Source organism: Nocardia sp. XZ_19_369 (genome assembly GCF_015355715.1).
Lineage (GTDB): Bacteria > Actinomycetota > Actinomycetes > Mycobacteriales > Mycobacteriaceae > Nocardia.
Genome location: NZ_JACVED010000006.1, coordinates 343,440 through 367,484, shown reverse-complemented (window position 1 = coordinate 367,484; position 24,045 = coordinate 343,440). Strand labels below are relative to the sequence as shown.

At 67.9% G+C, this 24,045-nt stretch carries 23 protein-coding genes; 14 read left to right on the top strand and 9 right to left on the bottom strand.

Features of this window, described 5'->3' with window-relative positions:
* Positions 1-20 precede the first annotated feature (20 nt).
* The gene (locus IBX18_RS23830) at positions 21-1,511 is read left to right on the top strand and encodes an NAD(P)/FAD-dependent oxidoreductase (RefSeq protein WP_194835765.1); all 1,491 of its coding nucleotides are present in this window, start codon (positions 21-23) and stop codon (positions 1,509-1,511) included.
* Between the two features lie 57 nt (positions 1,512-1,568).
* On the opposite strand, the gene IBX18_RS23825 is transcribed toward IBX18_RS23830, so the two are convergent.
* Complete coding sequence (locus tag IBX18_RS23825) at positions 1,569-2,915, bottom strand: hypothetical protein (RefSeq protein WP_194835764.1); 1,347 nt, start codon at positions 2,913-2,915, stop codon at positions 1,569-1,571.
* A gap of 358 nt (positions 2,916-3,273) precedes the next feature.
* On the opposite strand from IBX18_RS23825, the gene yajC reads away from it, so the two are divergent.
* From yajC to IBX18_RS23800, 5 genes are all read left to right on the top strand, one after another.
* Positions 3,274-3,639, top strand: coding sequence for a preprotein translocase subunit YajC (gene yajC / locus IBX18_RS23820; protein WP_194835763.1), 366 nt, complete (start codon positions 3,274-3,276; stop codon positions 3,637-3,639).
* A 131-nt stretch (positions 3,640-3,770) separates the two neighbouring features.
* Complete coding sequence (secD, locus tag IBX18_RS23815; protein ID WP_194835762.1) at positions 3,771-5,486, top strand: protein translocase subunit SecD; 1,716 nt, start codon at positions 3,771-3,773, stop codon at positions 5,484-5,486.
* 7 nt (positions 5,487-5,493) lie between these two features.
* Positions 5,494-6,717, top strand: coding sequence for a protein translocase subunit SecF (gene secF / locus IBX18_RS23810; RefSeq protein ID WP_194835761.1), 1,224 nt, complete (start codon positions 5,494-5,496; stop codon positions 6,715-6,717).
* 16 nt (positions 6,718-6,733) lie between these two features.
* Complete coding sequence (locus IBX18_RS23805; protein WP_194835760.1) at positions 6,734-8,452, top strand: ABC transporter substrate-binding protein; 1,719 nt, start codon at positions 6,734-6,736, stop codon at positions 8,450-8,452.
* A gap of 66 nt (positions 8,453-8,518) precedes the next feature.
* The gene (locus IBX18_RS23800) at positions 8,519-9,091 is read left to right on the top strand and encodes an adenine phosphoribosyltransferase (protein ID WP_194835759.1); all 573 of its coding nucleotides are present in this window, start codon (positions 8,519-8,521) and stop codon (positions 9,089-9,091) included.
* 103 nt (positions 9,092-9,194) lie between these two features.
* Here the strand turns inward: IBX18_RS23800 and IBX18_RS23795 are convergent, their stop codons facing one another.
* Positions 9,195-9,878: a TetR/AcrR family transcriptional regulator gene (locus IBX18_RS23795; RefSeq protein ID WP_228541627.1), complete on the bottom strand. Its 684-nt coding sequence runs from the start codon at positions 9,876-9,878 to the stop codon at positions 9,195-9,197.
* Between the two features lie 36 nt (positions 9,879-9,914).
* Here IBX18_RS23795 and IBX18_RS23790 point away from each other — a divergent pair, with 36 nt between their 5' ends.
* From IBX18_RS23790 to IBX18_RS23780, 3 genes are all read left to right on the top strand, one after another.
* Positions 9,915-10,796, top strand: coding sequence for an MFS transporter (locus tag IBX18_RS23790; RefSeq protein WP_194835757.1), 882 nt, complete (start codon positions 9,915-9,917; stop codon positions 10,794-10,796).
* A complete protein-coding gene (locus IBX18_RS43145; protein ID WP_306796375.1) occupies positions 10,703-12,007 on the top strand; it encodes a DUF4291 family protein in 1,305 nt (434 codons plus the stop codon). Before IBX18_RS23790 ends, IBX18_RS43145 begins: the two co-directional genes overlap by 94 nt.
* Before the next feature lie 188 nt (positions 12,008-12,195).
* Positions 12,196-13,785, top strand: a complete 1,590-nt coding sequence (locus IBX18_RS23780; protein ID WP_194835756.1) for an ABC-F family ATP-binding cassette domain-containing protein — start codon at positions 12,196-12,198, stop codon at positions 13,783-13,785.
* A gap of 72 nt (positions 13,786-13,857) precedes the next feature.
* Here IBX18_RS23780 and IBX18_RS23775 read toward each other — a convergent pair whose 3' ends face one another.
* Together IBX18_RS23775 and IBX18_RS23770 are read right to left on the bottom strand one after the other, a co-directional pair.
* Positions 13,858-14,214, bottom strand: coding sequence for an MmcQ/YjbR family DNA-binding protein (locus IBX18_RS23775; RefSeq protein ID WP_194835755.1), 357 nt, complete (start codon positions 14,212-14,214; stop codon positions 13,858-13,860).
* Positions 14,215-14,223: 9 nt separating this feature from the next.
* On the bottom strand, positions 14,224-14,673 hold the full coding sequence (locus IBX18_RS23770) for a nuclear transport factor 2 family protein (protein WP_194835754.1): 450 nt from the start codon (positions 14,671-14,673) through the stop codon (positions 14,224-14,226).
* Positions 14,674-14,726: 53 nt separating this feature from the next.
* Between IBX18_RS23770 and IBX18_RS23765 the strand changes: the two genes are divergently transcribed.
* The gene (locus IBX18_RS23765) at positions 14,727-15,227 is read left to right on the top strand and encodes a helix-turn-helix domain-containing protein (protein WP_194835753.1); all 501 of its coding nucleotides are present in this window, start codon (positions 14,727-14,729) and stop codon (positions 15,225-15,227) included.
* Between the two features lie 30 nt (positions 15,228-15,257).
* Here IBX18_RS23765 and IBX18_RS23760 read toward each other — a convergent pair whose 3' ends face one another.
* Positions 15,258-15,737: a YbaK/EbsC family protein gene (locus IBX18_RS23760; protein WP_194835752.1), complete on the bottom strand. Its 480-nt coding sequence runs from the start codon at positions 15,735-15,737 to the stop codon at positions 15,258-15,260.
* Between the two features lie 138 nt (positions 15,738-15,875).
* Positions 15,876-16,328: a RidA family protein gene (locus IBX18_RS23755; RefSeq protein ID WP_228541626.1), complete on the bottom strand. Its 453-nt coding sequence runs from the start codon at positions 16,326-16,328 to the stop codon at positions 15,876-15,878.
* A gap of 37 nt (positions 16,329-16,365) precedes the next feature.
* Between IBX18_RS23755 and IBX18_RS23750 the strand changes: the two genes are divergently transcribed.
* The 3 genes from IBX18_RS23750 (at position 16,366) to IBX18_RS23740 (ending at position 19,866) form a co-directional block, all read left to right on the top strand.
* Positions 16,366-17,313, top strand: a complete 948-nt coding sequence (locus IBX18_RS23750) for a hypothetical protein (RefSeq protein WP_194835751.1) — start codon at positions 16,366-16,368, stop codon at positions 17,311-17,313.
* 8 nt (positions 17,314-17,321) lie between these two features.
* Positions 17,322-18,578: an adenylosuccinate synthetase gene (locus tag IBX18_RS23745; protein ID WP_194835750.1), complete on the top strand. Its 1,257-nt coding sequence runs from the start codon at positions 17,322-17,324 to the stop codon at positions 18,576-18,578.
* A 655-nt stretch (positions 18,579-19,233) separates the two neighbouring features.
* On the top strand, positions 19,234-19,866 hold the full coding sequence (locus IBX18_RS23740) for an NUDIX hydrolase (RefSeq protein WP_194835749.1): 633 nt from the start codon (positions 19,234-19,236) through the stop codon (positions 19,864-19,866).
* A 557-nt stretch (positions 19,867-20,423) separates the two neighbouring features.
* On the opposite strand, the gene IBX18_RS23735 is transcribed toward IBX18_RS23740, so the two are convergent.
* The 3 genes from IBX18_RS23735 to IBX18_RS23725 form a co-directional block, all read right to left on the bottom strand.
* Positions 20,424-21,278: an isocitrate lyase/phosphoenolpyruvate mutase family protein gene (locus IBX18_RS23735; RefSeq protein ID WP_306796374.1), complete on the bottom strand. Its 855-nt coding sequence runs from the start codon at positions 21,276-21,278 to the stop codon at positions 20,424-20,426.
* A gap of 116 nt (positions 21,279-21,394) precedes the next feature.
* Entirely contained in the window at positions 21,395-21,727 is a 333-nt protein-coding gene (locus tag IBX18_RS23730) for a YnfA family protein (RefSeq protein ID WP_194835748.1), read from the bottom strand.
* Between the two features lie 138 nt (positions 21,728-21,865).
* Complete coding sequence (locus IBX18_RS23725) at positions 21,866-22,624, bottom strand: metallophosphoesterase (RefSeq protein ID WP_228541625.1); 759 nt, start codon at positions 22,622-22,624, stop codon at positions 21,866-21,868.
* A 341-nt stretch (positions 22,625-22,965) separates the two neighbouring features.
* Here IBX18_RS23725 and IBX18_RS23720 point away from each other — a divergent pair, with 341 nt between their 5' ends.
* Entirely contained in the window at positions 22,966-23,859 is an 894-nt protein-coding gene (locus tag IBX18_RS23720) for an alkaline phosphatase family protein (RefSeq protein WP_194835746.1), read from the top strand.
* The last annotated feature ends 186 nt before the right edge of the window (positions 23,860-24,045 follow it).

Sequence of the window (24,045 nt, the reverse complement as noted above, 5' to 3'; positions counted from 1 at the left end):
CACATACTTGGAGGTTCGGAGTGGCGCCTCAGTACGACGCGGTCGTGGTCGGAGCGGGATTCGGTGGCATGGGGGCGGGCATCGAGCTCGATCGGCTCGGCCTGAGCAACTACGTCATCCTCGATCGCGAGGACGACCTGGGCGGCACCTGGCACGTCAACCATTACCCCGGCCTCGCGGTCGACATCGCCTCGGTGACCTACTCGTACTCCTTCGAGCCGAACCCGTACTGGACGCGGCTGTTCGCGCCGGGCGCGGAGCTGAAGAAGTACGCCAAGCACGTCGCCGACAAGTACGGTCTGCGCCGCCGGATGCGCTTCGGCACGGTGGTCGACGGTGCGCGCTGGGACGAAGAGCACCAGCACTGGGTGGTCTCGATCGCGGGCGGCGAAACCCTCACGGGCCGTTACCTGCTCACCGCGACGGGCTTCCTGTCCCAGCCCTACACCCCGCCGTTCCCCGGCATCGATTCGTTCGCGGGCAAGATCATCCACACCACCGCGTGGGAGGACGATTTCGACCTCACCGGTCGCAAGGCGGCGATCATCGGGACCGGCGCCACCGCGGTGCAGCTGGTGCCCGAGGTGGCCAAGAAGGCGCAGGCGCTCACCGTCTTCCAGCGCACCCCGATCTGGGTGGTGCCGAAGATCGACGCCGCCATCCCCGGGCCGGTGCAGAAGCTGTTCGACCGGGTGCCCGTCACCCAGAAGGCCGCGCGGCTGTTCAACACCAGCCTGCTCGAGGCGCTCATGGTCGTCGGCGTCCTGCACTACACGCAGGCCAAGCCGTTGAACAAGGCTGCGGGCGTCCTCGCCAAGGCGCACCTGCGTGCCTCGGTGCGGGACAAGGAAACTCGCAAGCAGCTCACGCCGCACTACGACTTCGGCTGCAAGCGACCGACCTTCTCCAACACCTACTTCCGCACGTTCAACCAGCCGCACGTGCGCCTGGAGACCAACTCGATCGAGCGCATCGAGCCCGACGGCATCGTCACCGCCGACGGCCACAAGACCGAGATCGACACGCTGATCCTGGCCACCGGTTTCAACCTGTGGGACGTGAACTTCCCGGCCATCGAGATCATCGGCCGCGACGGCGTCAACCTCGGAAAGTTCTGGCGGGACAACCGTTTCCAGGCCTACGAGGGCATCACCGTGCCGAAGTTCCCGAACTTCCTCAGCCTCAACAGCCCGTACTCCTACAGCGGCCTGTCCTACTTCACCACCATCGAGGCGCAGATGAAGCACATGGGGCGGCTCTTCGGCGAGCTGTTCCGCCGCGGCGAGCAGACCTTCGAGGTGACCGAGGCGGCCAACGCGGGCTTCCTGGACAAGGTCACCGACAAGCTCGGCACCTCCGTCTTCTACGGCGGTGACTGCTCGACGGCGCGCAGCTACTACTTCAACCCGCACGGCGAGGCCGCGCTACTGCGCCCGACCAGCACCCTCGCCGCGCACCGCGAAGCGGTCAGCTTCCCGCTCGACGACTACGTGTACGGCAAGTCCGCCTGAGTCGAGGCGCGAGGTAACGCAAGCCCCGCCGGACCCACACCGGCGGGGCTCACCGCGCTATTTCGCGATCTTACGAAGCACCCACTCCGCCAGCGTCGGAGTCACCGCCGAGTGCTCGGTATTTATTGCGTTGCAACAGAACTCGGTGAGCATGGTGTGCTCGGCCGTCACCTTGCGCAGATCCTGATCGAGCTCGACGTCCCAGGTCATCGGGTCGAAGTCCAGCGCGACCGCGCTGACCGACGGGACGAAGCAGCTCCAGCGTTTCATCTCCGCCAGTTCGACCCCGAGGGTCGTGGCGACCTGGCCGAACGAATCGAGCATGCCGCCGGGCGCACCGTCGAACGGCGCGACCGCGGTGGTCGTCGAGGTGCGGGAGGTCAGGCCGAGATGCATGCCGCCGACCGGCTGCTGCTCGCCGAAGGCAGGCTGGTAGCGCGCGGTGGCGCTGCCGACGATGCCGCCGAGGAACTTCTTGTCGAACACCACCTCGCCGGGCTGCAGCGCGGGACCTTGCCCGTCACCGCGACCGTTCGCCACGCCGAGCCGCACCGGCCGCTGCGGGAATCCGCCGAGCTGGGCCAGCTCCTGGACGAATTGGGCCCGCAGCGGTGACGCGGTGGCGACCGGCCCCGAATACCGCGCGTCCTCGACCCACGCCCACAGCAACTGCTGCGCCGCCGGGCTGCGGATCAGGCTCGCCTTGCTCGCCTTACCCGGTGTGAGCGCCTCGAAGAACTCGAAGAAGTACGCCATCTGCTGCAGGATCAGCGGGATCCACGCCCCGTTGTGCGGCGAATCCCAGGACAGATAGGTCTCGGTCTGGTGATCCTCGTCGTCGCGTTCCATGGCGGCGAGCGCGTAGCGGGTGACCAGGCCACCCATGCTCACCCCGCCGGTGATCAGCGGCGTATTGCCCTGCCGCTCGGCGATCACCTTCCCGATGCACGCCCGCGCGACACCCGCGTTGACCTGGAGGTAGTCGTGGCGGGTGTCGAAGCCGAGCAGCACGATATCGATACCCGAGGCGAGCAGCTGGTCGAACAGTCGCTCACCCGCGTCGGAATACGGCTCGTTGAACCACTGCCACAGCGCGTCGAGATCGCTGGGGCCGTAGTTGAAACCGTCTGCGAAGATCATCGGGTTGACCAGCCGGTCGTGCCCGTTCGCCAGGTGGACCGATGCGGTGCCCTTACCGTATTTCCCCAGGTACGGATGCTCGGACACGAGCGGCCACTCGTAGTCCGGCGGGCGTGGCGACTCGGTGGATCTGATGGTCGGGGCGCCGAACCACGGTCCCGACTCGGCGATCCGCGCCAGGTCGTACAGTTCGGGCGCGGACAGATCCCCTGCGGCCTTCTGTAATAGCGTTTTGACGTCGATTCTGGCTTCCTGAGCCATCATCTACCCCTTTTGTGAATGCACAGGACGTCCCGAGACACGGCTCGACGATCGATGAGTTCGTGCGTAGATCAGGCTCCCCGGCCACGCCGTCGGGACGTCCTGCGCTGATGAATTCCCTGCGATTTCTACTGTATGCCAACGCAATTCGCGGCGGATACGTTTCCGGGCGAAGAATTTACGGGCAAACCGACCGGGCTCTTCGGACTCCGGTCGCCGCGTCGAATTCCGGGTGCGATATGGCCGATCCGCGCAGCCGCGCTCCCCAGCAGGTGTGCCGGTGTGGCGGCGGAGACATCAACTGGCAGACTGTCTGGATACATACCCATCCCACCCACAAGACTAGGGACTGACTTCGACGATGGAACTTCTGTTTCCGCTGCTGCTGGTAGCCCTGCTCGTGCCGATGTTCCTCGGTGTCCGCCGCCAGAAGCGGGAAGCCGCCAAGGTCACGGAGATGCAGGACAGCCTCGAGGCCGGCGACCAGGTCATCACCACGTCGGGGCTGTACGGCACCGTCGTCGATCTCGACGACACCACGGTCGATCTCGAGATCGCCGAGGAGGTCGTGACGACGTGGCTGCGCGCGGCCATCCGCGAGGTGCGCGTCGAGACCGAGACCGAGACCGTCACCGACGCGATCGACACCGACTCGACCGGCGCGACCGCGGTCGACGCGATCGAGGAATCCACCGAGCAGACCCAGACCCGGCTGACCAAGGACTGATCGCCGGTTCGGTGCTTGCGACGGCTCGCCGACCGGCGGGCCGTCGCAACGCCATTACTGCCCGCACCCGGCGTCGCTGGGGTGTGCTTGCCTGTTCCACTCTCGACTTCCCGCCTAGGAGATGACGTACTGTGCCACCTTCCCAGGGATCGGCGCATCCGCTCCGGCTGCTCGGTGTCTACGCCGCGCTGCTGGCCGTGATCTATGCGCTGGTGTTCTTCACCGGTGACAAATCCTCGACACCACGGCTCGGCATCGACCTCCAGGGTGGTACCCGGGTCACGCTGACCGCTCGCACCCCGGACGGCGGCAAGCCGAACCAGGACAGCCTGAAGAAGGCGCAGGAGATCATCGAGAACCGGGTCAACGGTCTCGGTGTCGCCGGGTCCGAGGTCGTCATCGACGGTGACAATCTGGTGATCACGGTGCCGGGTGACGACGGGGCGCAGGCGCGCGCACTGGCGACCACCGCCAAGCTGTACATTCGTCCGGTGCTCAACGCGGTGCCCGCGGCGCAGCGCGGCCAGACGCCGCCGGCCGCACCGGCCCCCGGTGAGGCGCCGCCGCCTGCCGCGGGTGAGGTACCGGCGCCCGCGCCTGCCGATTCGGCGCCGTCCGTCGGCGCTCCGGCCTCCGGCGAGGTCCCTGCTCCGCAGCCGGAGCCGGCCCCGCAGCAGCGCGTGTTCCCGGCCCAGGCACCGACGCAACCGCCCGCCGATCCGAATTTGACGCCGCAGGAACTGGCGGTCAAGGAGATTCAGGACGCCAAGGCGGTCCGGCAGAGCTCCGACCCGGCCGTCGCGCAGGCCGCGATGGCCGCACTGGATTGCAGCAAGCCGGATCCGTTGCAGGGCAACGACGATCCGAACCTGCCGCTGGTCGCCTGCTCCACCGACGGCCAGGAGATCCTGCTGCTCGACAAGAGCCGCATCGACGGCCAGGAGATCAAGAGCGCCACCTCGGGCATGAACACCCAGCAGGCGCGGCACGAGGTGTACCTGGAATTCAAGTCCGCGGGTAGCGACGCCTGGTCCCAGCTCACCGGCGAATACGTCAACAAGCGGGTCGCCTTCGTGCTCGACACCAAGGTGGTCAGCGCGCCGGTCGTGCAGCAGGGACCGCAGCAGGGCGGCCGCACCCAGATCTCCGGTAACTTCACCGCCGCGTCCGCCAAGGAACTGGCGAACACCCTGAAGTACGGTTCGCTGCCGCTGTCGTTCCAGACCTCCGAGGCCGAGACGGTGTCGGCGACGCTGGGGCTGTCCTCGCTGAAGGCGGGCCTGCTCGCCGGTGCGATCGGCTTGGCCGTGGTGTTGCTCTACTGCCTCGCCTACTACCGAATGCTCGGGTTCGTCACCGGATTGTCGCTGGTGGCTTCCGGTCTCGCGGTCTACGGCATCATGGTGCTGCTCGGCAGATGGATCGGGTTCACCCTCGACCTGGCCGGTATCGCCGGTCTGATCATCGGTATCGGTATGACCGCCGACTCGTTCGTGGTGTTCTTCGAACGCATCAAGGACGAGATGCGCGAGGGCCGCAGCTTCCGTTCCGCCGCGCCACGCGGCTGGCAGCGGGCCCGCCGGACCATTCTGTCCGGCAACGCGGTCAGCTTCATCGCCGCCGCGGTGCTCTACATCCTCGCGGTCGGGCAGGTGAAGGGCTTCGCGTTCACCCTCGGCCTCACCACCATCCTCGACGTCGTCGTGGTGTTCCTGATGACCTCGCCGCTGGTGTTGCTCGCCTCGCGCACGAACTTCTGGGCCAAACCGTCGGTGAACGGTCTCGGTGCGGTCCAGCAGATCGCGCGCGAGCGGAAGGCGGCCCAGACCGCACTCGGGAAGGCGTGAAAACGAGATGACCAACCACACGAGCACCTCGCGCACCGAGAACCCGGCCGAGACCACGGACGTGTTCGACGCGGTGTCCGGGCAGCCCAAGCACGGTTTCTTCAACCGGCTCTACACCGGCACCGGCGCCATCGACGTCATCGGCAAGCGCCGGATGTGGTACCTGATCACCGCCGCGATCATCTTGATCTCGTTGGGCAGCATCATCTTCCGTGGCTTCAACTTCGGCATCGACTTCGAGGGCGGCTCGCGGATCCAGTTCCCCGCCGCGGGTGCGAGCACCAGTGAGGTCGAGAACGTCTACCGCTCCGCGATCGGCACCGATCCCGTCTCGGTGCAGACCGTCGGCAGCGGCGGCAACGCCACCATCCTGATCCGCTCCGAGGCACTGGACAAGGACCAGGTGGACAAGCTGAACAACGCGTTGTTCACCGAGTTCCAGCCCAAGGGCAAGGACGGTAATCCCAGCCGGGCCGCGATCAGCGCCTCGGACGTCAGCGAGACCTGGGGTAGCCAGATCACCCGCAAGGCGCTCATCGCGCTGGCGGTGTTCCTGGTGCTGGTCGTCATCTACATCGCCATCCGGTTCGAAACGCACATGGCGATCGCCGCACTGGCCGCGCTGATCTTCGACGTCGCCGTCACGGCGGGTGTGTACTCGCTGGTCGGCTTCGAGGTGAGCCCGGCGACCGTGATCGGCATCCTGACCATCCTCGGCTTCTCGCTCTACGACTCGGTGGTCGTGTTCGACAAGGTCGAGGAGAACACCAGGGGCATCCTGCATTTGAGCAGGCGCACCTACGGTGAGCAGGCCAACCTCGCGGTGAACCAGACCCTGATGCGATCCATCAACACCGCGCTCATCGGCATCCTGCCGATCGTCGCGCTGATGGTCATCGCGGTCTGGATGCTCGGTGTCGGCACGCTCAAGGACCTCGCACTGGTGCAGTTGGTCGGTCTGCTGGTCGGCACCTACTCCTCCATCTTCTTCGCGACACCGCTGCTGGTGTCGATCAAGGAACGCTGGGGTCCGGTGGCCAAGCACACCGACCGGGTCATGTCCCGCCGGGCCGGGGCCGCCAGCGCGCGGGCCGGCTACGAGGCGGAGCGCCGGGCCACCGCCGCGACCGGCCGTGGCTACGACGACGAACCGCGCAGGCCGCGGGAACCGGGGCAGGCGCCCCGACCGGGCGCGCGCCCGAGCGGGAAACGGCAGAAGCGGCGGCACTGACACAGGCAGGGGTTTCATGCGTAAGGCACGTAGCCGAGCGGTACGTCTGATCGCAGTGGTGGCCGCGGGCGCCCTGGCCGCCGGACTGGCGGCCGGGTGCTCGAGCAAGAACCAGGTGCCGTCCATCGCCTACGCGGTGGACGCCACCGTCGCCAGCTACAACGGTGGCAGCACCCTGGGGGCGAGCAGCGGCGCAAGCGCGGTGTTCGCCCGGGTGCTCACCGGGTTCTTCTACACCGGACCCGAGGGGCAGCAGGTCGCCGACACCGACTTCGGCACCGCCAAGGAGGTGCCCGGCGACGTCCAGACCATCCAGTACCGGCTCAACCCCGATGGTGTGTACTCCGACGGCGTACCCACCTCCTGTGACGACCTGGTGCTCGCCTGGGCGTCGCACAGCGGGCGATTCACCAAACCCGGTGACCGAGGCCCGATTCCGCTGTTCGACGCCGCGACCACCGCGGGCTACGCCGACATCGAACGGGTGGACTGCCAGCCCGGCTCGCGCGACGCCACGGTGGTGTTCCGCCCGGATCGGCACTACTCGGCCTGGCGCAACCTGTTCACCGCGGGCGAGCTGGTGCCCGCGCACGTCGCGGCGCGGGTGGCGAACGTGCCGAATGTGGTGTCCGCCTTGCAATCCGCCGATCCGAGCGCGCTCGGGCGGATCGCCGAATTCTGGAACACCGGCTGGACCTTCGGCAGCGATCTCGACCTGACGCGGTTCCCGTCGTCCGGGCCGTACCGGATCGAATCCTTCAGTGCGAAGGACGGTTTGGTGCTGGTCGCCAACGAGCGGTGGTGGGGCACCAAGCCCGAGACCGGTCGAATCCTGGTGTGGCCCAAGAACGTCGATCTGAAGTCCAAGGAGGGCGATAGCGCCCTCGGTGTCGTCGACATCGGTACCGGATCGATCAAAGACCTGAACCTGGAAGGGTTCCGGGTGCAGAACCTGCCCGGCCGGGGCGCCGAGCAGCTGGTGCTCTCGACCGGCGGGGTGTTCGGCTCGGTCGACATGCGCCGGGCGTTCGCGCTGTGCGTGCCGCGCCAAGCGCTGTTCGACAAGCTCGGCAAGGTGCCGGACGCGCCCAAGAGCGGGCTCGGTTCCGGGCCGCTGAACGGGCATATCGTGCAGCAGGATTCGCTGTTCTATCCGTCGGTCACCGGTGCGGCAGGCAAGTTCGGCGGCGGTGATGTGCCCGCCTCGACCCAAGCCGTCGCCGCGTCGCGGACCAACAATCCGACCATCCGCATCGGGTATCTGCGCCCCGATGAGCGTCGGGCGCAGACCGTGGCGATGATCACGGAAGCCTGTAAACCGGCGGGCATCACCGTCGTCGACGCCGGGGCGGCCGATTTCGCCCCGTCCCAGCTCACCGAGGGCAAAGTCGACGCTGTGCTGGCCAGTACCGCCGCCGCGCCGGGTCCGGCCGGATCGCTGACCGGGGTCGCGGCCACCGGTGCGTTGCGCACCGGTAGCGGGCTCAATTTCGGGCGATTCGGTAACGGCCGCTACGATTCGATCACCGATCAGCTTGTGGCCGACGACAACTCGACCACACAGCTGAGGCTGCTGACCGATGCCGAGAACCTGCTGTGGGCGGAGCTGCCGAGCATTCCCTTGTTCGCCACCCCGCGCACGATCGCGTTCGGCGGTGGTCTGCAGAACGGGATCGCCGCGCCCAATCAGGCGGGGTCGGGTTGGAACATGGACCGCTGGGTGTTGAAGCGGTGACAGGTGCTGTGGGCGCGGCTTCGGGTAGTTGCCCGCGCTCCTTGGTGTGATGATGGAGAGGTGTCGATGAGTAAGCACGCGGCGATCGAGTCCGATGAGTTAGCCGCCGATCGGACCGACCGGGCCGCGCACGCGGTCGAGCAGTTGACCCGCTGGCGCGACGACTTCCCCGCACCTGGCATCCGTTTCGCCGATCTCACCCCCGTGTTCGCCGACGCCGAAGGCTTCCGCTCCGTCATCGACTGCCTCGCCGCCACCGCCCCCGACGCCGACCTGGTCGCCGGCATCGACGCCCGCGGCTTCCTGATCGGTGCGGGCGTGGCCGCCAGCCTCGGCACCGGCGTGCTCGCCGTCCGCAAGGCAGGCAAACTTCCGCCGCCGGTCCTGCGCCGCGAATACCAGCTCGAATACGGCACCGCCGCCCTCGAAATCCCCGCCGACGGCGTCGACCTCCGCGGCCGCCGCATCCTGCTCCTCGACGACGTCCTCGCCACCGGCGGCACCCTCGCCGCCGCCGCCGACCTCTTCGCCCAAGCCGGCGCCGAAGTCATCGCCGCCGCGGTAGTCCTGGAACTGACCTTCCTCAACGGACGTGACCACCAAGGGGCCTACCCTCTGACCTCCATCGTCCAGGTCTGACCCGAAGGTCTTCGCGATCCTTTGATCACGGCCGTGGGCATTAAGGTTTCAGACCATATCCTTTGACAGACTTGGCTTCTGTTAAAGGATATGGCGGGGAGCCTCAGGCGGGGATTCCGGCGAGCAAACCGTCGATGAAGTGGCCTACTGCTGACTCGGTGCGGTAGGCCTCGCGGATGGAGTTCCATTGGGGGAGCATTCGGACTGTGGTGGGGAATTCGGCCAGGACTTCGGGGGTGGCCTGGTCGGTCCAGCGGGGGCGGGGGTGGCCCTGGGTGGTGGCTTCGGTGCGTTCGTCTTCGGCGCGGCGCATCATGAGCTCGCCGAGGATGAAGCGCCAGACGGCGTTGTACATGTAGCCGGCGTAGTCGTCGGTGGCGCCGAGTGTCGTTGCGGTGTCGACGAATTCGTCGAGGATCCACATGGCGGCTCGGCCGAAGGATTCGCCGCTGACGAGAATGTCGGCGACCCAGGGCATCTCGTGCAGGACGTCGATCAGGTAGGTGATGATCGCGACGAGCCGGTCGCGGGGGGCTGCGGGTAGGTCCGGCCGGTCGAGCTGGTCGGCGCGGGCGCTCAGGACGGCGATCATCAGGGCCGCTTTGGTGGGGAAGTGGTGGTAGACGGCGGCCGTGCTCACGCCGAGCTCGTCGGCGAGTTTGCGCATGCTGAAGGCCTCGGCGCCGCCGCCGTCGAGCATTCGAGTGGTGGCGGCCACGACATCTTCGCGCGGCACCCGCACGGGGCGGCCGCGGCGGCGGAGCGCGTTGCTTGTCACTCCTCTCATTGTCCGGATCCGACCTCTCGACACTCAGGTAAGGCTGTGCTCGGCGGCAGGCTGGCCGACCTCGTCGGCCGTCGCACGCTGCTGCTCGCGAGCCTGGGCGTCTTCGCCCTGGCCAGCGCGTGGGGGGGTGCCGCGCAGCACGGCTGGGAATTGCTGGCGGCGCGCGCGTTGCAAGGCGTCGGGGCGGCGGTACTGGCACCGATGACGTTGGCGCTGGCCACCTCCGAGTTCCCGGAGGGCCCTGAGCGCACGAAATCGATGTCGGTGTGGGGCGGGGCAGGCGCTGCGGGCGGCGCGGTGGGGGTGGTGCTCAGCGGTGTGCTGACCGATCATCTCGGCTGGCGGTCGGTGATGTGGGTCAACCTGCTGTTCGTCGCGGCGGCGGTGGTGGCGGTGCTGCGCGGCACCGACAACCGGGTGCCGCAACGCGGCGGCCGCCTCGATGTGCCCGGCGCGGTACTGGTCACCTTCGGGGTGACGGCGTTGGTGTTCGCGGTGATCTCCACCGAGAGTCATGCGTGGGGATCGGCGCGCGTGCTCGGCTGGTTCGCCGTCGGCGCGGTGCTGCTGGCCGGCTTCGCCTGGGTGGAAACGAAGGCAACGGATCCCTTGGTGCCGCTCGAATTTCTGCGCCGTCGCTCACTGCTCGGCGCTACCCTTTTCGGCTTCATGCTCACCTCCGCGCAGATCGCCAGCTTCTACTTCGTCGCCCAGCTCTTGCAGCGGGTGCTCGGTTACAGCCCGACGCTCACCGGTGTGGCGATCCTGCCGTTCTGCGTCGGCATCGTGATCGGACTGCGGCTGGCGATGGTGGCGACCCCGCAGTGGGTCCGCGCCCGGTGCTGTTGGTCGGCGGCCTCGTCGGCGCCGCCGGCCTGCTGTGGTTCGGTTTCGCCGATACTTCGACGACCTTTTTGACCGGGCTGCTGGGCCCGTCGCTGGTTGCGAGCATCGGGATCGGTGCGTCGGTGGTCGCGATGGGCACCGCTGCGGTTTCCGGGGTGCCGTCCGAGCAGACCGGGCTCGCATCCGGCGTGCTCAACAGCGTGCGGCAATTGGGTGGTTCGCTCGGGCTGGCGATCCTGGTGACGGTCGCCGCCGGTGTCATCGGAACCGACACCGGGCGAGCGACATTGGCCGATGGCTACACGACGTCGCTGCGCCTGGCCGCAGGTCTGCTTGCCGCGGGCGCCATCGTCGGCGCGTTGATGTGCCCAAGACCGGCAAGGTCGCGGCTCCGGCCGAGGCCACTGTGGCGGCCGGGTTGGAGTAGACGGCAACGGGGCTACCGCACGCATCAGTGCGGTAGCCCCGCCGGAATTGAGGTCTCGTCTCAGACGCCCGGAATGCCGATACTTTGGATAGCTGGACGTGTGAGCTGGAGGTGCGGCAATGGTTGCTGGCGCGCCGAACCCGCTCGCGCTGTCCCGGGCCGGCGACGGGATGCGCGGAACCCATTGGTCGGCTCTACTGGGGACATCATCGGCAGCGTTGGCGTGTCGCGGTCGGAATGTCAGGATCTGCCGGTGAGTGTTTCGCCGCCGATGCGGCAGGTCAGAGCTGACTATGATGCGGCGACCGTGGTTGTCTATCAGGCGTATTCCGCGGAGATCGCCGAAGCCGCCGTTGCCGCAGGAACTTTCGTCGCCCCGTTCAGCCGGGAGCGGATGACATGGATCAAGCCGTCGTTTCTGTGGATGATGTACCGGTGCGGCTGGGGGAGTAAGCCGGGCCAGGAGCGGGTGCTCGCCGTGACGATCACCCGCAGCGGGTTCGAGTGGGCGCTGTGGCAGTCCTGCCTGAGTCACTATGTGCCGGACATGTATTCGGATCAGCGGGCGTGGATGGCCCGGCTGCGCACGAGTCCCGTTCGGGTGCAATGGGATCCGGAGCGCGACCTGCATCACCGGCCGCTGGCGCATCGGTCGCTGCAGGTCGGCCTCGGCGGTCCGGCGGTGGGGTTGTATGTCGACCGGTGGATCACCGGGATTCGGGACGTCACCCCCGAAGCACGGCGGATCAAGGGGCTGGTGGCCGACGGGAAACTCGACGCGGCCGCGCGTGCGCTGCCGGTCGAGCGACCCTATCCACTGCCCGCCGAGATCGCTCGCGTGATCGGCGCAGGCTAGGTCCGGAGCGCGAAAAGTGCCGGTGCGCAGGTGTGATCCAAATATCACTGGCACACGTTGCGGAAGTGTGGTTAATCTAGATGAGTCTTATTGCCGTTGATCGGAGCCATGCCATTGATTTCATGAGGTAGCCACTCGGGCGGTCCGCAGTCGCGCGCCGCGTATTCTGAGCGACCTCTGGAGTCATCATGGCAAATCGGTCATTTTCCGATCTCACTTTCGCCTGGCCGGACGGCACCCCCGTGTTCGACGGACTCGACGGCGTGCTCGGCCCCGGGCATGTCGGCCTGGTCGGCAGCAACGGCGCGGGCAAGTCCACGCTGCTGCGGCTGATCGCCGGTGAGCTGATACCCGCCCGCGGTTCGATCTCGGTCACCGGTCACCTCGGCTACCTGCGGCAGGACCTCGGTCTCGCCGCGGGTCAGCGGGTCGACGCGGTGCTCGGCATCGCCGAGCTCCGGAAAGCGTTGCACCGCATCGAATCCGGCGGCGGCGCGGAGTCCGACTTCGACATCGTCGGCAACCACTGGGATGTCGAGGAGCGGGCCATCGCGCTGCTCGGCCGGCTCGGACTGCACTACGTCGCCGACTCGTCCGCACAGCTGGATCGCCGACTGGAGACCCTCTCCGGCGGCGAGACGACGCTGCTCGGGCTGGTGGCCGAACTGCTGGCCGAGCCGGAGATCCTGCTGCTGGACGAGCCGACGAACAATCTGGATCAGCTTGCCCGCGAACGGCTTTATGAGGTCGTCGGCCAATTCACCGGCACTGTGCTCACGGTCAGTCACGACCGCGAGCTGCTGGAGCGGATGAGCACCATCGCCGAGCTGCGGCACGGTGACCTCCGGATGTTCGGCGGCAACTTCAGCGAATACGAGCGGATCATCGAGGCCGAGCAGCAGGCGGCCCGGGCCGCGGTCCGCGACGCGCGCAGCGATGTGCGCAAGCAGGCCCGCGAACTCGTCGAGACGCGGATCAAACTGGATCGCAGGCAGCGGTACGGGCAGAAGATGTGGGACACCAAGCGTGAACCGAAAATCATTATGGCCGAACGCAAACGGCAGGCCCAGGTGTCGGCGGGCAAGTTGCGCAACACTCATATCGACAAGCTGGAGACGGCCAAGGACCAGCTCCAGCACGCACAGGAGTTGTTGCGTGACGACCGGGAGATCCGAGTGGATCTACCCGACACCCGGCTCTATCCCGGCCAGGACGTGATCGACCTGGACGAGGTGGAGTTGGCTTGCGGCCCAACGGTTTCGCTGCGGATCAGTGGCCCGGAGCGGATCGCCTTGACCGGTCGCAACGGCGTGGGCAAAACCACGCTGCTGCGCCGGATCGCGGCGGCCCGCCCGCAGGTGCCGTGGCGGATGCTGCCGCAACGCCTCGACATCTTCGACGAGCAGCGGTCGGTGTTCGAGAACGTGGCATCGACGGCGCCGCACGCGTCGCCGGAGCAGATCCGGGCTCAGTTGGCCCGCTTCCTGTTTCGCGGCAGTGACGCCGATGTCGCCGCTTCGGCGCTGTCCGGTGGGGAACGCCTCAGGGCCGCGCTGGCGATGCTGCTGCTGGCCGAGCCTGCGCCGAAGTTGTTGCTGCTCGACGAGCCGACCAACAACCTCGATCTGCCCAGCCTCGAGCACCTCACCCAGGCGCTGGCCAGTTTCGAGGGGGCGTTGATCGTGGTCAGCCACGATCAGCGCTTCCTCGACGACATCGGGCTCACCAGGCGGGTGGAGCTCACCGCTGACGGGCTGGTGGAAACGCTGGTTCAGTAGTGGAAAGCCGCACACCCCTTGATCTTTCGCGCATGTGGTTCGATGTGCGTTGGATCAGGGGTGTGCGGCCACCTATCGGTCGAGTTCGGCTACCAGCTTTTTCGGGGCGACCTTGCGATAGGCGTCGTGGATGATCTCGGCGAATTCGCCCCAGTCCGGGTCGATGTCGAGCCGGACACCGATCCACCCGCTGGGCCCGACGTACGGCGGAACGAAGAAGCGCTCGGGTTCGGCGTCCACCAACTCGGCTTGCACCCCTTCCGGGGCGGGGCACCAGATGGTCGGGCCGGGCTCGTCGTAACCCCCGCCGATGTATTTGACGAATGAGGTCTTTTGGCGCACGAAGAAGGTGGGGCAGCCGTGGCTGAGCCGTTCGCTGCACTCCGGTAGGTCGAGACAGATCGCGCGGATCCGCGTCAACGGGTCCATGTGCGCAGTCTACGGCGCGGACGCTCCACGCATGGCGCGTCGCAGCACGCCGGGATGCTTGAGCATCCCCGGCGCGAGCCACATCGCGAGCACGGTGAGCGAGAGCCACGGGCGCAGGTGTGGCTTCAAGGTGCGGATTCGTCCGTCGTCGGCGAGTTCGAGCACCAGTGCCTCGGTGAACCGGAACGGTCCGAGGGCAGCTTCCGCCAGTAGTACGCGGTGTGCTCCATCCCCGATCTGCTCGGTCCATCGCAGGCCGGAGATTCCGCTGTAGACAGTGGTCAGCAGAATGCGCAGGTCATCCGCGCCGCGGAACACCATTCGCCCGGACACCGGTGAGATCAAGGTGGCGTCGGGGGTCAACGTCGCCATCATCGCTTCGAAATCGCGAGCCGTCGCTGCCGCGCGGAATCTGGCCACCGCATCCGTGGTCGTTGCTTCGTCCATCGCCGAGTCCATGACTCGAACCTAGCCGCAGTCACTTGCAAAAAGCAATGGACTACGCTGAGGGTGTGCCCAAGGCTGCTCTGTCCGACATCGTCTGCTCGATCGCCCGCACCATCGACGCGATCGGCGAACGCTGGACGCCACTCATCCTGCGCGACCTGTTCGTCGGCGTGACCCGGTTCGAGGACCTCCGCCGCGATCTCGGCATCGCGTCCAACGTGCTCGCAGCCCGCCTGGCGGCGCTGCAAGCGCACGGCATCGTGGAAATCCGTGCCTACCAGTCGAATCCGGTGCGGCACGAGTACCTGCTCACCGACAAGGGCCGCGATCTGTACCCGGTGCTGACCATGCTCGTGGCCTGGGGCGACACCTGGCTGGCCGGACCCGAGGGGCCGCCCGCGCTGATCGTGCACGACGACTGCGGAAAGGCCACCGCGGGCGTGGTGGTGTGCCGGGAATGCGAAGCACCACTGACCGCGGACAACGTGCGATTCGCCCAGGGGCCCGGCGGATATCGAGGGCCGGGCACCATGCTCGTCGGCGACCACATGGAGCCATCCACCTGACTGGTCAGCGGAGTTCGAGACAACGTCCCGTCAGTTGACCGCGACGGCTTCGGCGTCGGTGGCGTCGCGCAACTCGTCGAAGGTGGTCGGGAAGACGGTGTGCGGGTGCCCGGCCGCGGCCCAGATCTCCGTCTGATCGGCCAGCGTCTCATCGATCAACGTCCTGATCGGCGCCGGATGGCCGAGCGGTGCCACGCCGCCGATGGCCTGGCCGGTGTGTACCCGGACGAACTCCACGCTGGCCCGCGACAGCTTCCCGATACCCAGGTGTGCGGCAATTTTGCCGGTGTCCACCCGGTGGGCACCGCTGGTGAGCACCAACAGCGGCGTGCCCTCGGCGTCGAAGATGAGACTGTTCGCGATCGCGGCGACCGGGCAGCCGAGTTGTTCGGCCGCCGCAGCCGCGGTCGGCGCGGTCTCGGGGAGCACCCGCACCCGCGGGGCGACACCGGCCGCGCGCAGGGCGGACTCGACGGCGAGCACGGTCGGCTTCCGGGCGATCTCATCCATGGCCGCGATCCTAAACCGCCGTCACGCTGCGAGCCTTCGATTTTCGGCGGCGCCTGAGCGCGCCGGAGTGGCATCGCTCGGCGCAACGGCGGATTTCGGCGGCGGGCCGCGGTCGGCGGCGAGATTGCGTTGTGCGCGTCAGCGGGCGGCGACGATCTCGATCTCGACGAGCCAGTCGTTCTCCAGGGTCTGCGCCACGATCGCGGTCGTCGGAACCGCTCGGCCACCCAGCGCGGCCACTCGGGCGGCGGCGTTCGCGTCGGCGTCGGAGGCGTCGCGCAGGTAGCTGGTGAGCCGGACGATGTTGTCCACGGTCATCTCGGCCGAGGCCAGGATGGTGCGCAGGTTCGACCAGATCAGCTCGAGCTGTTCGGTGAGTGTCGTGCCTGGCTTGCCTTCGGCATCGAGACCCATTGTGCCCGAGACGAATAGCAGTCGCTCGGCGCCGCGGACCTCCATCGCGTGCACGTAGTCGTCGGTGGCCGGATAGATGCCTTCGGTCGGGTTGTGCTGTCGCAGCTCCACGCGTCCGATCTTGCCAGGGAACGGGATTCGCCGAGGGGATTCCTTGACCGGCAGAGTTTTAGTCATTTACACTAAAACTAGATTCACGAGAGGAAGTGCTCACATGGGATACGGAAACTGGGACGACACCGCCTACCGCGCGGCCAAGACCTTCCGGGCCAGCCGGGGGCTCGACGACTTCGGATACACCGCCGAGATGCAGGGTGTGCCGTACGGGGACTGGCAGGCGCACCCGACCCTCGACCCGCTGGGTATCAGCGCGCGGGAATGCCGGGACTCGGCCGACCACGGCAATTCGCTGCCCATCGCGGTGTTGTTCGACGTCACCGGCTCGATGGGCCGAGTGCCGCGGATCATGCAGCGCAAGCTGGGCAAGCTGCACGGATTGCTGCAACGCAAGGGCTACGCGGACGACCCGCAGATCCTGTTCGGCGCCATCGGCGATGCCGACTGCGACCGAGTGCCGTTGCAGGTGGGGCAGTTCGAGTCCGACAACCGGATGGACGAGCAGTTGCGCGCCATCCTGCTGGAGGGCGGCGGTGGCGGGCAGAAGTCCGAAAGTTATGAATTGGCCGGGTATTTCATGGCCGCCCACATCGTCACCGACGCCTGGGAGAAGCGGCGCAAGAAGGGCTACCTGTTCCTGATCGGCGACGAGCTGAACAAGGCGCGGCTGGCATCACGGCACATCCGCAGCGTCATCGGTGACCCGGTTCGGCGCGATGTTTCGGTGGAGTCCATCTACCGGGAGCTCGCCGAGCGCTGGCACGTCTACTACATCCTGCCGAATCAGTCGAGCTACTACGACGATCCGGAGATCGCCGACCACTGGCGCGGGCTGCTGGGCCAGAACTTCCTGAAGCTCGACGATCCGGCTGCCGTCTGCGAACTCATCGCACTGACCATCGGCCTGGAAGAGGGACGCGTCGACGTGGCCGCCGGGCTCGCGGACCTGCGGGATGTCGGGTCGGCGGCCGAGGCCGCGTCGGTCGGCAAGGCCTTGGGGGTCAGCGGGCCGCGGATGCGGGCGCTGCCGAGTGGGCGTAGCTGAGGCGCACCATGTTTCGGTCACACATCGTGGTAGTCGATCTCGGCTTCGGTGACGCGGGGAAGGGCGCGACCGTCGACTGGCTGTGCTCTCCGGCGGCGGGGCTCGACGTGTCGGCCGTCGTGCGATTCAACGGTGGCGCGCAGGCGGCGCACAACGTGATCGCCGACGGACGGCACCACACGTTCGCGCAGTTCGGCTCGGGGACCTTTTCCGGTGTGCCGACGCTGCTTTCGCAGCATGTGCTGGTCGAACCCATCGCGCTCGCCGGGGAGGCGCGCACGCTCGCGGCGCTCGGTGTGCCGGATCCGTTGGCGCTGCTGCACATCGACGGCCGGGCCCTGCTCACCACGCCGATCCACATCGCCGCCAACCGTGCCCGCGAGGACGCGAGGGGTTCCTCGCGGCACGGTTCGTGCGGACGTGGCATCGGCGAGACCGCCCGGTATGCGCTGGCGCACGACGCACCGACTGTGTCGGATTGCCTGCGCCCCAAGGTTCTTCGCCACAAACTCCTGGCGCTCGCCGCCCAGTACGGTCCGCTGATCGCGCCCAGCGAACACCGCTATGAGCCGATCGACACCCTGGTCGACATGTATCGGGAGTTCGCCGCGGCCGTCCGCATCGTCGGTGGCGAGCAGCTGGCCCGCTTCGCCCGGCGCGGTCGACTGGTCTTCGAAGGGGCGCAAGGTGTCCTGCTCGACGAGTGGCGCGGTTTCCACCCGCACACCACCTGGTCCACCGTCGAACCACGCAACGCCCGCGCCATGCTGGCCGAAATCGGTTCGACCGGTGCGGTTCTCGGCGTCACCCGCACCTACATGACCCGCCACGGCGCGGGCCCGCTCCCCACCGAGGACCACACCCTCGACTTCCCGGAGCCGCACAACACCACCGGTCGCTACCAAGGTGACTTCCGCCTGGGCCACCTCGACCCGATCCTGCTGCGCTACGCCATCGCTGTCTCCGGCGGCATCGACGGCCTGGCCCTGACCCACCTGGACGCACCGGGAACTCGTTACGCGGCTACGGGATACCACACCACCGACGGCATGCTCGACCGCCTGCCACCCGGCACCTGGCAGGACCTCACCCACCAGCAACACCTCACCGACCTCCTGACCACCGCGAACCCGATCCTCACCGAAATGCCGCACGACGTAGCCCCCTGGCTGGCACAGACACTCGACACACCGGTAGTGCTGACCTCGAACGGCCCCACCAGAACCCACCGGACACCGATCGCGGCAACCGTCGCCGCCGCGTGACCGCATGCATGCCGCCGTCGGTGGATCCGCCACCGACCGCGGCAGCCGTTGCCACCGCGACCTCACGGCCGGCCCACTGCAGCGGTGCCCGGCAGACCGACCGCTGATTGCGGCCACCATCGTGGTCGCCTGACCCTATGGACTGCCATCCCTATCCGTGAGGTCCAGCCATGACCGCATGCATGCCGCCGTGAGTTCAGCGGACCCGCCACCGACCGCGGCAGCCGTTGCCACCGTGACCGCACGGCCGGCCCACTGCAGCGGTGGTCGGCAGACCGACCGCTGATTGCGGCCACCATCGTGGTCGCCTGACCCTATGGACTGCCCCCTTTCGGAAGGTCCAACCATGTTCTCCCACAGCCGTAGTCGGCAGAACGACCGCCGACACGCGGGCACCTTGCTGCGCCTGCGGTCGAGACGAGGTTGCGTGCTGTCCAGCTCGAGGCCGAGTCGGCGATGTCCGGCGGTCGGTGTCCGGCCATGGCCGCCGGCTCGCCGGTGTCCGGTCGGCGATGTGCGCGAGGTGGGTGTCCATAGCTCGACGCCCGGCGGTCGAGGTTCAGCCGCCGATGTCCGGTGGCGATCCTGCTCGGCGATCGAGTGCGCGGGTGCCGGTGGGCAGAACTGGTGGCCGAGTGCGGCAGGATGGGGCGGCGTGGAGCAATCCGTGGTTTCGGTGGATGTGGTGACGTTGCGGTTCTGGGGCGACGACGCCGGGGTGCGGGTGGGGATCGCGCCGCGTGCGGTGGCGCCGTTCGCCGGGCAGTTGGCGCTGCCGGGTGTGCTGCTCGGGCGGGGGGAGCGGCTGGTAGAGGCGGCGCGGCGGGCGGTGCACACGAAACTCGGTGTGCCGGAAGCCGCGATCGGTGCGGTAGGGCAGCTGGTGACCTTCGACGAACCGAATCGCGACCCCCGCGGACCGACCTTGTCGATCGCGATGTGGGCAGTGGTCGGACCGCACGACGGCCCCGCCCAGTGGGTCGGCTTCGACGAAATACCCGAACTCGCCTTCGACCACAACCGCATCGTCGCCGCCTCCCGCGGCCTGCTCGCCGGACTCTTGTGGAAGGACCTCCCCTTCACCAAGGCACTGCTCGGCGACGAGTTCCCCGCCACCCGAGCCGTAGCGGCGACCACGAACCTCGCGAGCACCCGCCCCGACCCCGCCAACCTCAACCGCACCCTCGCCGCCATCCCAGGCCTGACCCGCACCACCGAACGCCGCCGCGTCAAAGCCACCGGCAGGCCCGCCGCGGTCTGGGCCTTCGACACCAACGCCGACGCTTAGTAACAGCAACCACCAGGGCCAGGACTCGAAGCACCCGCAGAACATACGAATCGAGCCGTAAACACAGTGTGAACATAGGTACCGGTGCAGCGAGGTAAGCGCATCGGGGGTCTTGACGCACGGTGCACTTTCATGACGCACGCTGCAACATCAGTCAAGAGCACGCAACCCACGTCATGTGGGCGCGAGGCGACCCTGGTCGCCGCTACCCGAATCCAGGCGCAACTCGACTCCAGCACCGAAGACATGGCGGGCGACCCACTCCCAGGCCGGCACCCAACCGTGCCGCAGTCGCCGTGCGTGGCACATGGTTGCGGCGTATCGCGAGAACGGCTCTCGCTGGTGTGCCACTCACCGGCCGCTGGCGGACCGGCGCATCGGCCGAATCGAGTTCGAAGCCGGGTGCGCCGTCGAGGAACCGCTGCCACTGGGTGAGCAATCCCTGCACCGCACCGAGGTCGTGCGTGTTCTCGAACGCCGTGTATGTACCGTGCTCCAGCGACTCGGTGGCCGCCGTCTCGGCCGACGTGAAGGCCGGTGCGCCGCGGAGGAAACCGCTATCGCTGGGTGAACAACCCCTGCACCGAACCGTAGTCGAGCGCGTTCTCCAACGCCGTGTAAGTACCGTGCTCCAGCAACTCGATGGTCGCCGTCTCGGCCAGCTTGAAGGCCGCCTGCGCCACCGCGGAACCGACGCTGACCCGCCGCACACCGGCCGCCGCGAGTTCCGCGACGGAAGGCGCTCCGGCCCCGGCCATCACGTTGATCGGCAACGGCGACTTGGCGACCAGGTCGACGAGTGTCGGCAGATCGAGAAGCCCGGGTACGAAGAGACTGTCCGCACCCGCCTCGGCGTAGGCGGCGGCCCGGGTGAGCACGTCGTCGAAGCGGCCCTCCCGAGCGCCGATGCCGAACAGGTACACGTCGGTCCTGGCATTGATCACCAGTTCCGGCAGGCCGGCCTGCTGCGCGGCTTCGCGGGCCGCCCGCAGCCGATCGGCCTGCGCGGCGGTGTCGAACAGTGGCCCACCGGGTGCCGTCGAGTCCTCCAGGTTCACCCCGACCGCCCCGGCGGACACCGCGGCGAGGATGGTGGCCGCGACATCCTCGGGCGCGGGCCCGTACCCGCCCTCGACATCCGCGGTCACCGGCACATCGACCACGGCGGCGATCCGGCGGATGACGCCGATCGAGTCGTCCCTGGTGAGCTGCTGACCGTCGCCGGTGCCGAGCGACCAGGCAACGCCCGCACTGGTTGTCGCGATCGCCGGTGCGCCCGCGCGCGCGATCACCGCCGCGCTGACCGCGTCCCACGCGTTCGGCAGCACGAAGATCCCTTGCTCGTGCAGCGCGCGAAAGGCGGCCGCCGCAGTGCGCTGCCTGTCGGTGATGGGCTGAATATCCTGTGCCACAGGGGCTCCTCGCGAGATTGTTCGATGGATTGGTCGCGCTGGAGGTAACGCCGAAAACTGCGCCGACAGTCCCGGACATCAGTCCGGCTTTGAAACCTGGTGCGGCAGAACGTTGTTCAGTGGCGCGGGGCGTACATGATGATGGCGACACCGACCAGGCAGATGGTGGCGCCGAGGTAGTCCCAGCGGTCGGGGTGGAATTTGTCCACGAGCATTGCCCAGGCGAGCGAGCCTGCGACGAAGACGCCACCGTAGGCCGCGAGGATGCGGCCGAAGTTGGGGTCGGGCTGGAAGGTCGCGACGAAGCCGTAGGCGCCGAGCGCGACGACGCCGGCCGCGATCCAGAGGATGCCGCGCTGCTCCCGCCAGCCCTGCCAGACCAGCCACGCGCCGCCGATCTCGGCGAGCGCGGCCAGGGCGAACAGCAGCAGGGAGCGGGCGACGGTCATATGGGTGAACCTACCGACCGCCAGGACCGGCGCCGTGCGACCCATCGGTGCCGGCGTGAGTCAGCGGCATGCGAGACGTGGCTGCCCGCTGCGGCTATGCAACTGCGGTGCGCGACCGATTCCGCCGCCGCTGGTGGTTCAAGCCGGTTGGGCCGGCACCGTCGCCAGCTCGTACACCACGTACGGACGCCTGATCACCGGGTACGAGACATTGCGGACCGGAACTCCGCCTGCGGTGCGACCGAATTCGGTGCCGTGGTGGGCGTGCCCGTGCAGGGCGAGCGTGGCCCGGCCCGCGTCCACGGCTTCGGCGAGCGCATGGCAGCCGAGGCCGGGATAGAACTTGGTCGGTTCGCCGACCAGGGTGTCGACCACCGGCGCGAAATGCATCAGGGCGACCCGGATGTCGGTGTCGAGGGTGTCCAAGGCTTGTTGCAGCCGCAGTGCGTCGATGGGCCCGCGCACCATTCGGGCGCGATGTTCTTCGGTGCCGTTCTCGGGATCGCCTGGGTGGTCGGGGAATCCGCCGCTACCACCCATCACGCCCGCGATGCCGAGCCGAATCCCGTTCAGCTCCAGCGTGATCGCGGTCCCTTCGAGCATGTGCACGCCGATGTCGGTGAGCTGTGCGGCGATTCGGAATCCGAGCTTGCGATCGTGGTCGTGATTACCGAGCACCGCGACGATCGGCACCGGCAGGTCGGTGATCTCGGCGCAGAGCAGGTCGGTTTCGGCGAGGCTGCCACTCTCGGTGAGATCGCCTGCCAGCAACAGCACATCGGCGTGCTCGGCGATCCGCAGCAAGTCCGGACGAAAGCGCCCGGCCACGGCGGGACGCAGGTGTGTGTCCGCGACGGCGGCGATCCGGATACCTGGCGGCGCGACATCGGCTGGCATGGCGCCAGACAGCCACATCCGCGACAGGGTGTCAACCGCAATCTGCCGTTCATCGGCCCGCCACCCGCTGGTGAGCTGCCGGAATAGCTTCCCGCTATCGGCAGTTCAGTGCCTGTTCAGCGAGGCAACGGGCGATGCGGCGACCGATGAAACGTCAATGAACAGTGCACCGGGAGGCTATCCCCGGGCCCGGCCCACCCCGCATGGTTCGGACTATGAGCGAGCGCGACAAGCGAGCGGATCATCGGTCGGGTGGCACCGGATGGCGGCGCGATGAGGGCGTCGCCGATCGGTCCCGATGGTCGAAAGTGTTTGCCGCTCTCGCTGTTACCGTGGCGTGCATGACCTTCGCCGCAGGTGGCGCCCACGCCGACGCCCGGGTCGACAAGGTGGTCGTGATCGGTCTCGACGGCCTGATGTACGACAAGGTGCTGAAGGTCCGGGCGCCGAACCTGTTGCGGCTCAGCGCCGAAGGACTGCTCAGCCGGTCCTCGATCGCCCCGCACATCACCATCTCCGGCCCGTCCTGGGCCACCGTGCTCACGGGGGTGTGGGATCGCAAGCACGGCATCAAGGACAACAACTTCACCGCGGCGCCGTTCGCGAAGTACCCGACGGTGTTCACCCAGCTCGAACGCGCCGACCCGGCCCGCAAGACTCATTCGATCGCCACCTGGGATCAGATCGCCACCATGGCGGGCAGCGGCAACCCGCGCGCCGACGTGGTCGTCTCCACCCCGCCGGTGCCGAACGACCCCGACGAGTCCAAGACCGACGCGGCCACCACCACCGCCGTGGTCGGCGCGATCGAGAAATTCGCCCCCGACCTGCTCTTCACCCACCTCGACCAGGTCGATCACGCAGGTCACAGCGACGGCGCCGCCTCCGGCGAGTACCTCGACGCGGTCCGCCGCATCGACGAGCAGGTCGGCCGCATCGCCGCCGCGGTGGACGCCCGCGCCGCCGCCAACCCGGCCGAACGATGGACCATCCTGGTCACCGCCGACCACGGCCACCTGCCCAAGGGCGGTCACGGCGGCCAATCCCCGGACGAGACAACCAATTTCGTCATCGCGCGCGGCCCCGACTTCACGGCGGGCGACACCACCTCCCGCTACACCCTGGTCGACATCACCCCCACCGTCGTCGACCTGCTGCACGTCGCACCGAGTTCCGATTTCGACGGCCGGTCCATGATCAGCCGCGAGCCCGCCGACCCGTCCACCATTCGTTAGGCGGGTACCTCGGCACCGGACCTGACCTTCGGCGGCGATTCGGTCGCAACCTCCGCCGGATCGATGTCTGATATGTCACGCTTTCCGGTACTCCGCAGAGTCCACGGCTAACGCCGCGTCATCCCGGCCGGACAGCCGCCGCAGCGCCCGCCGCAACCTCGTGCCCGACGCCACCGCGCGCCCGGG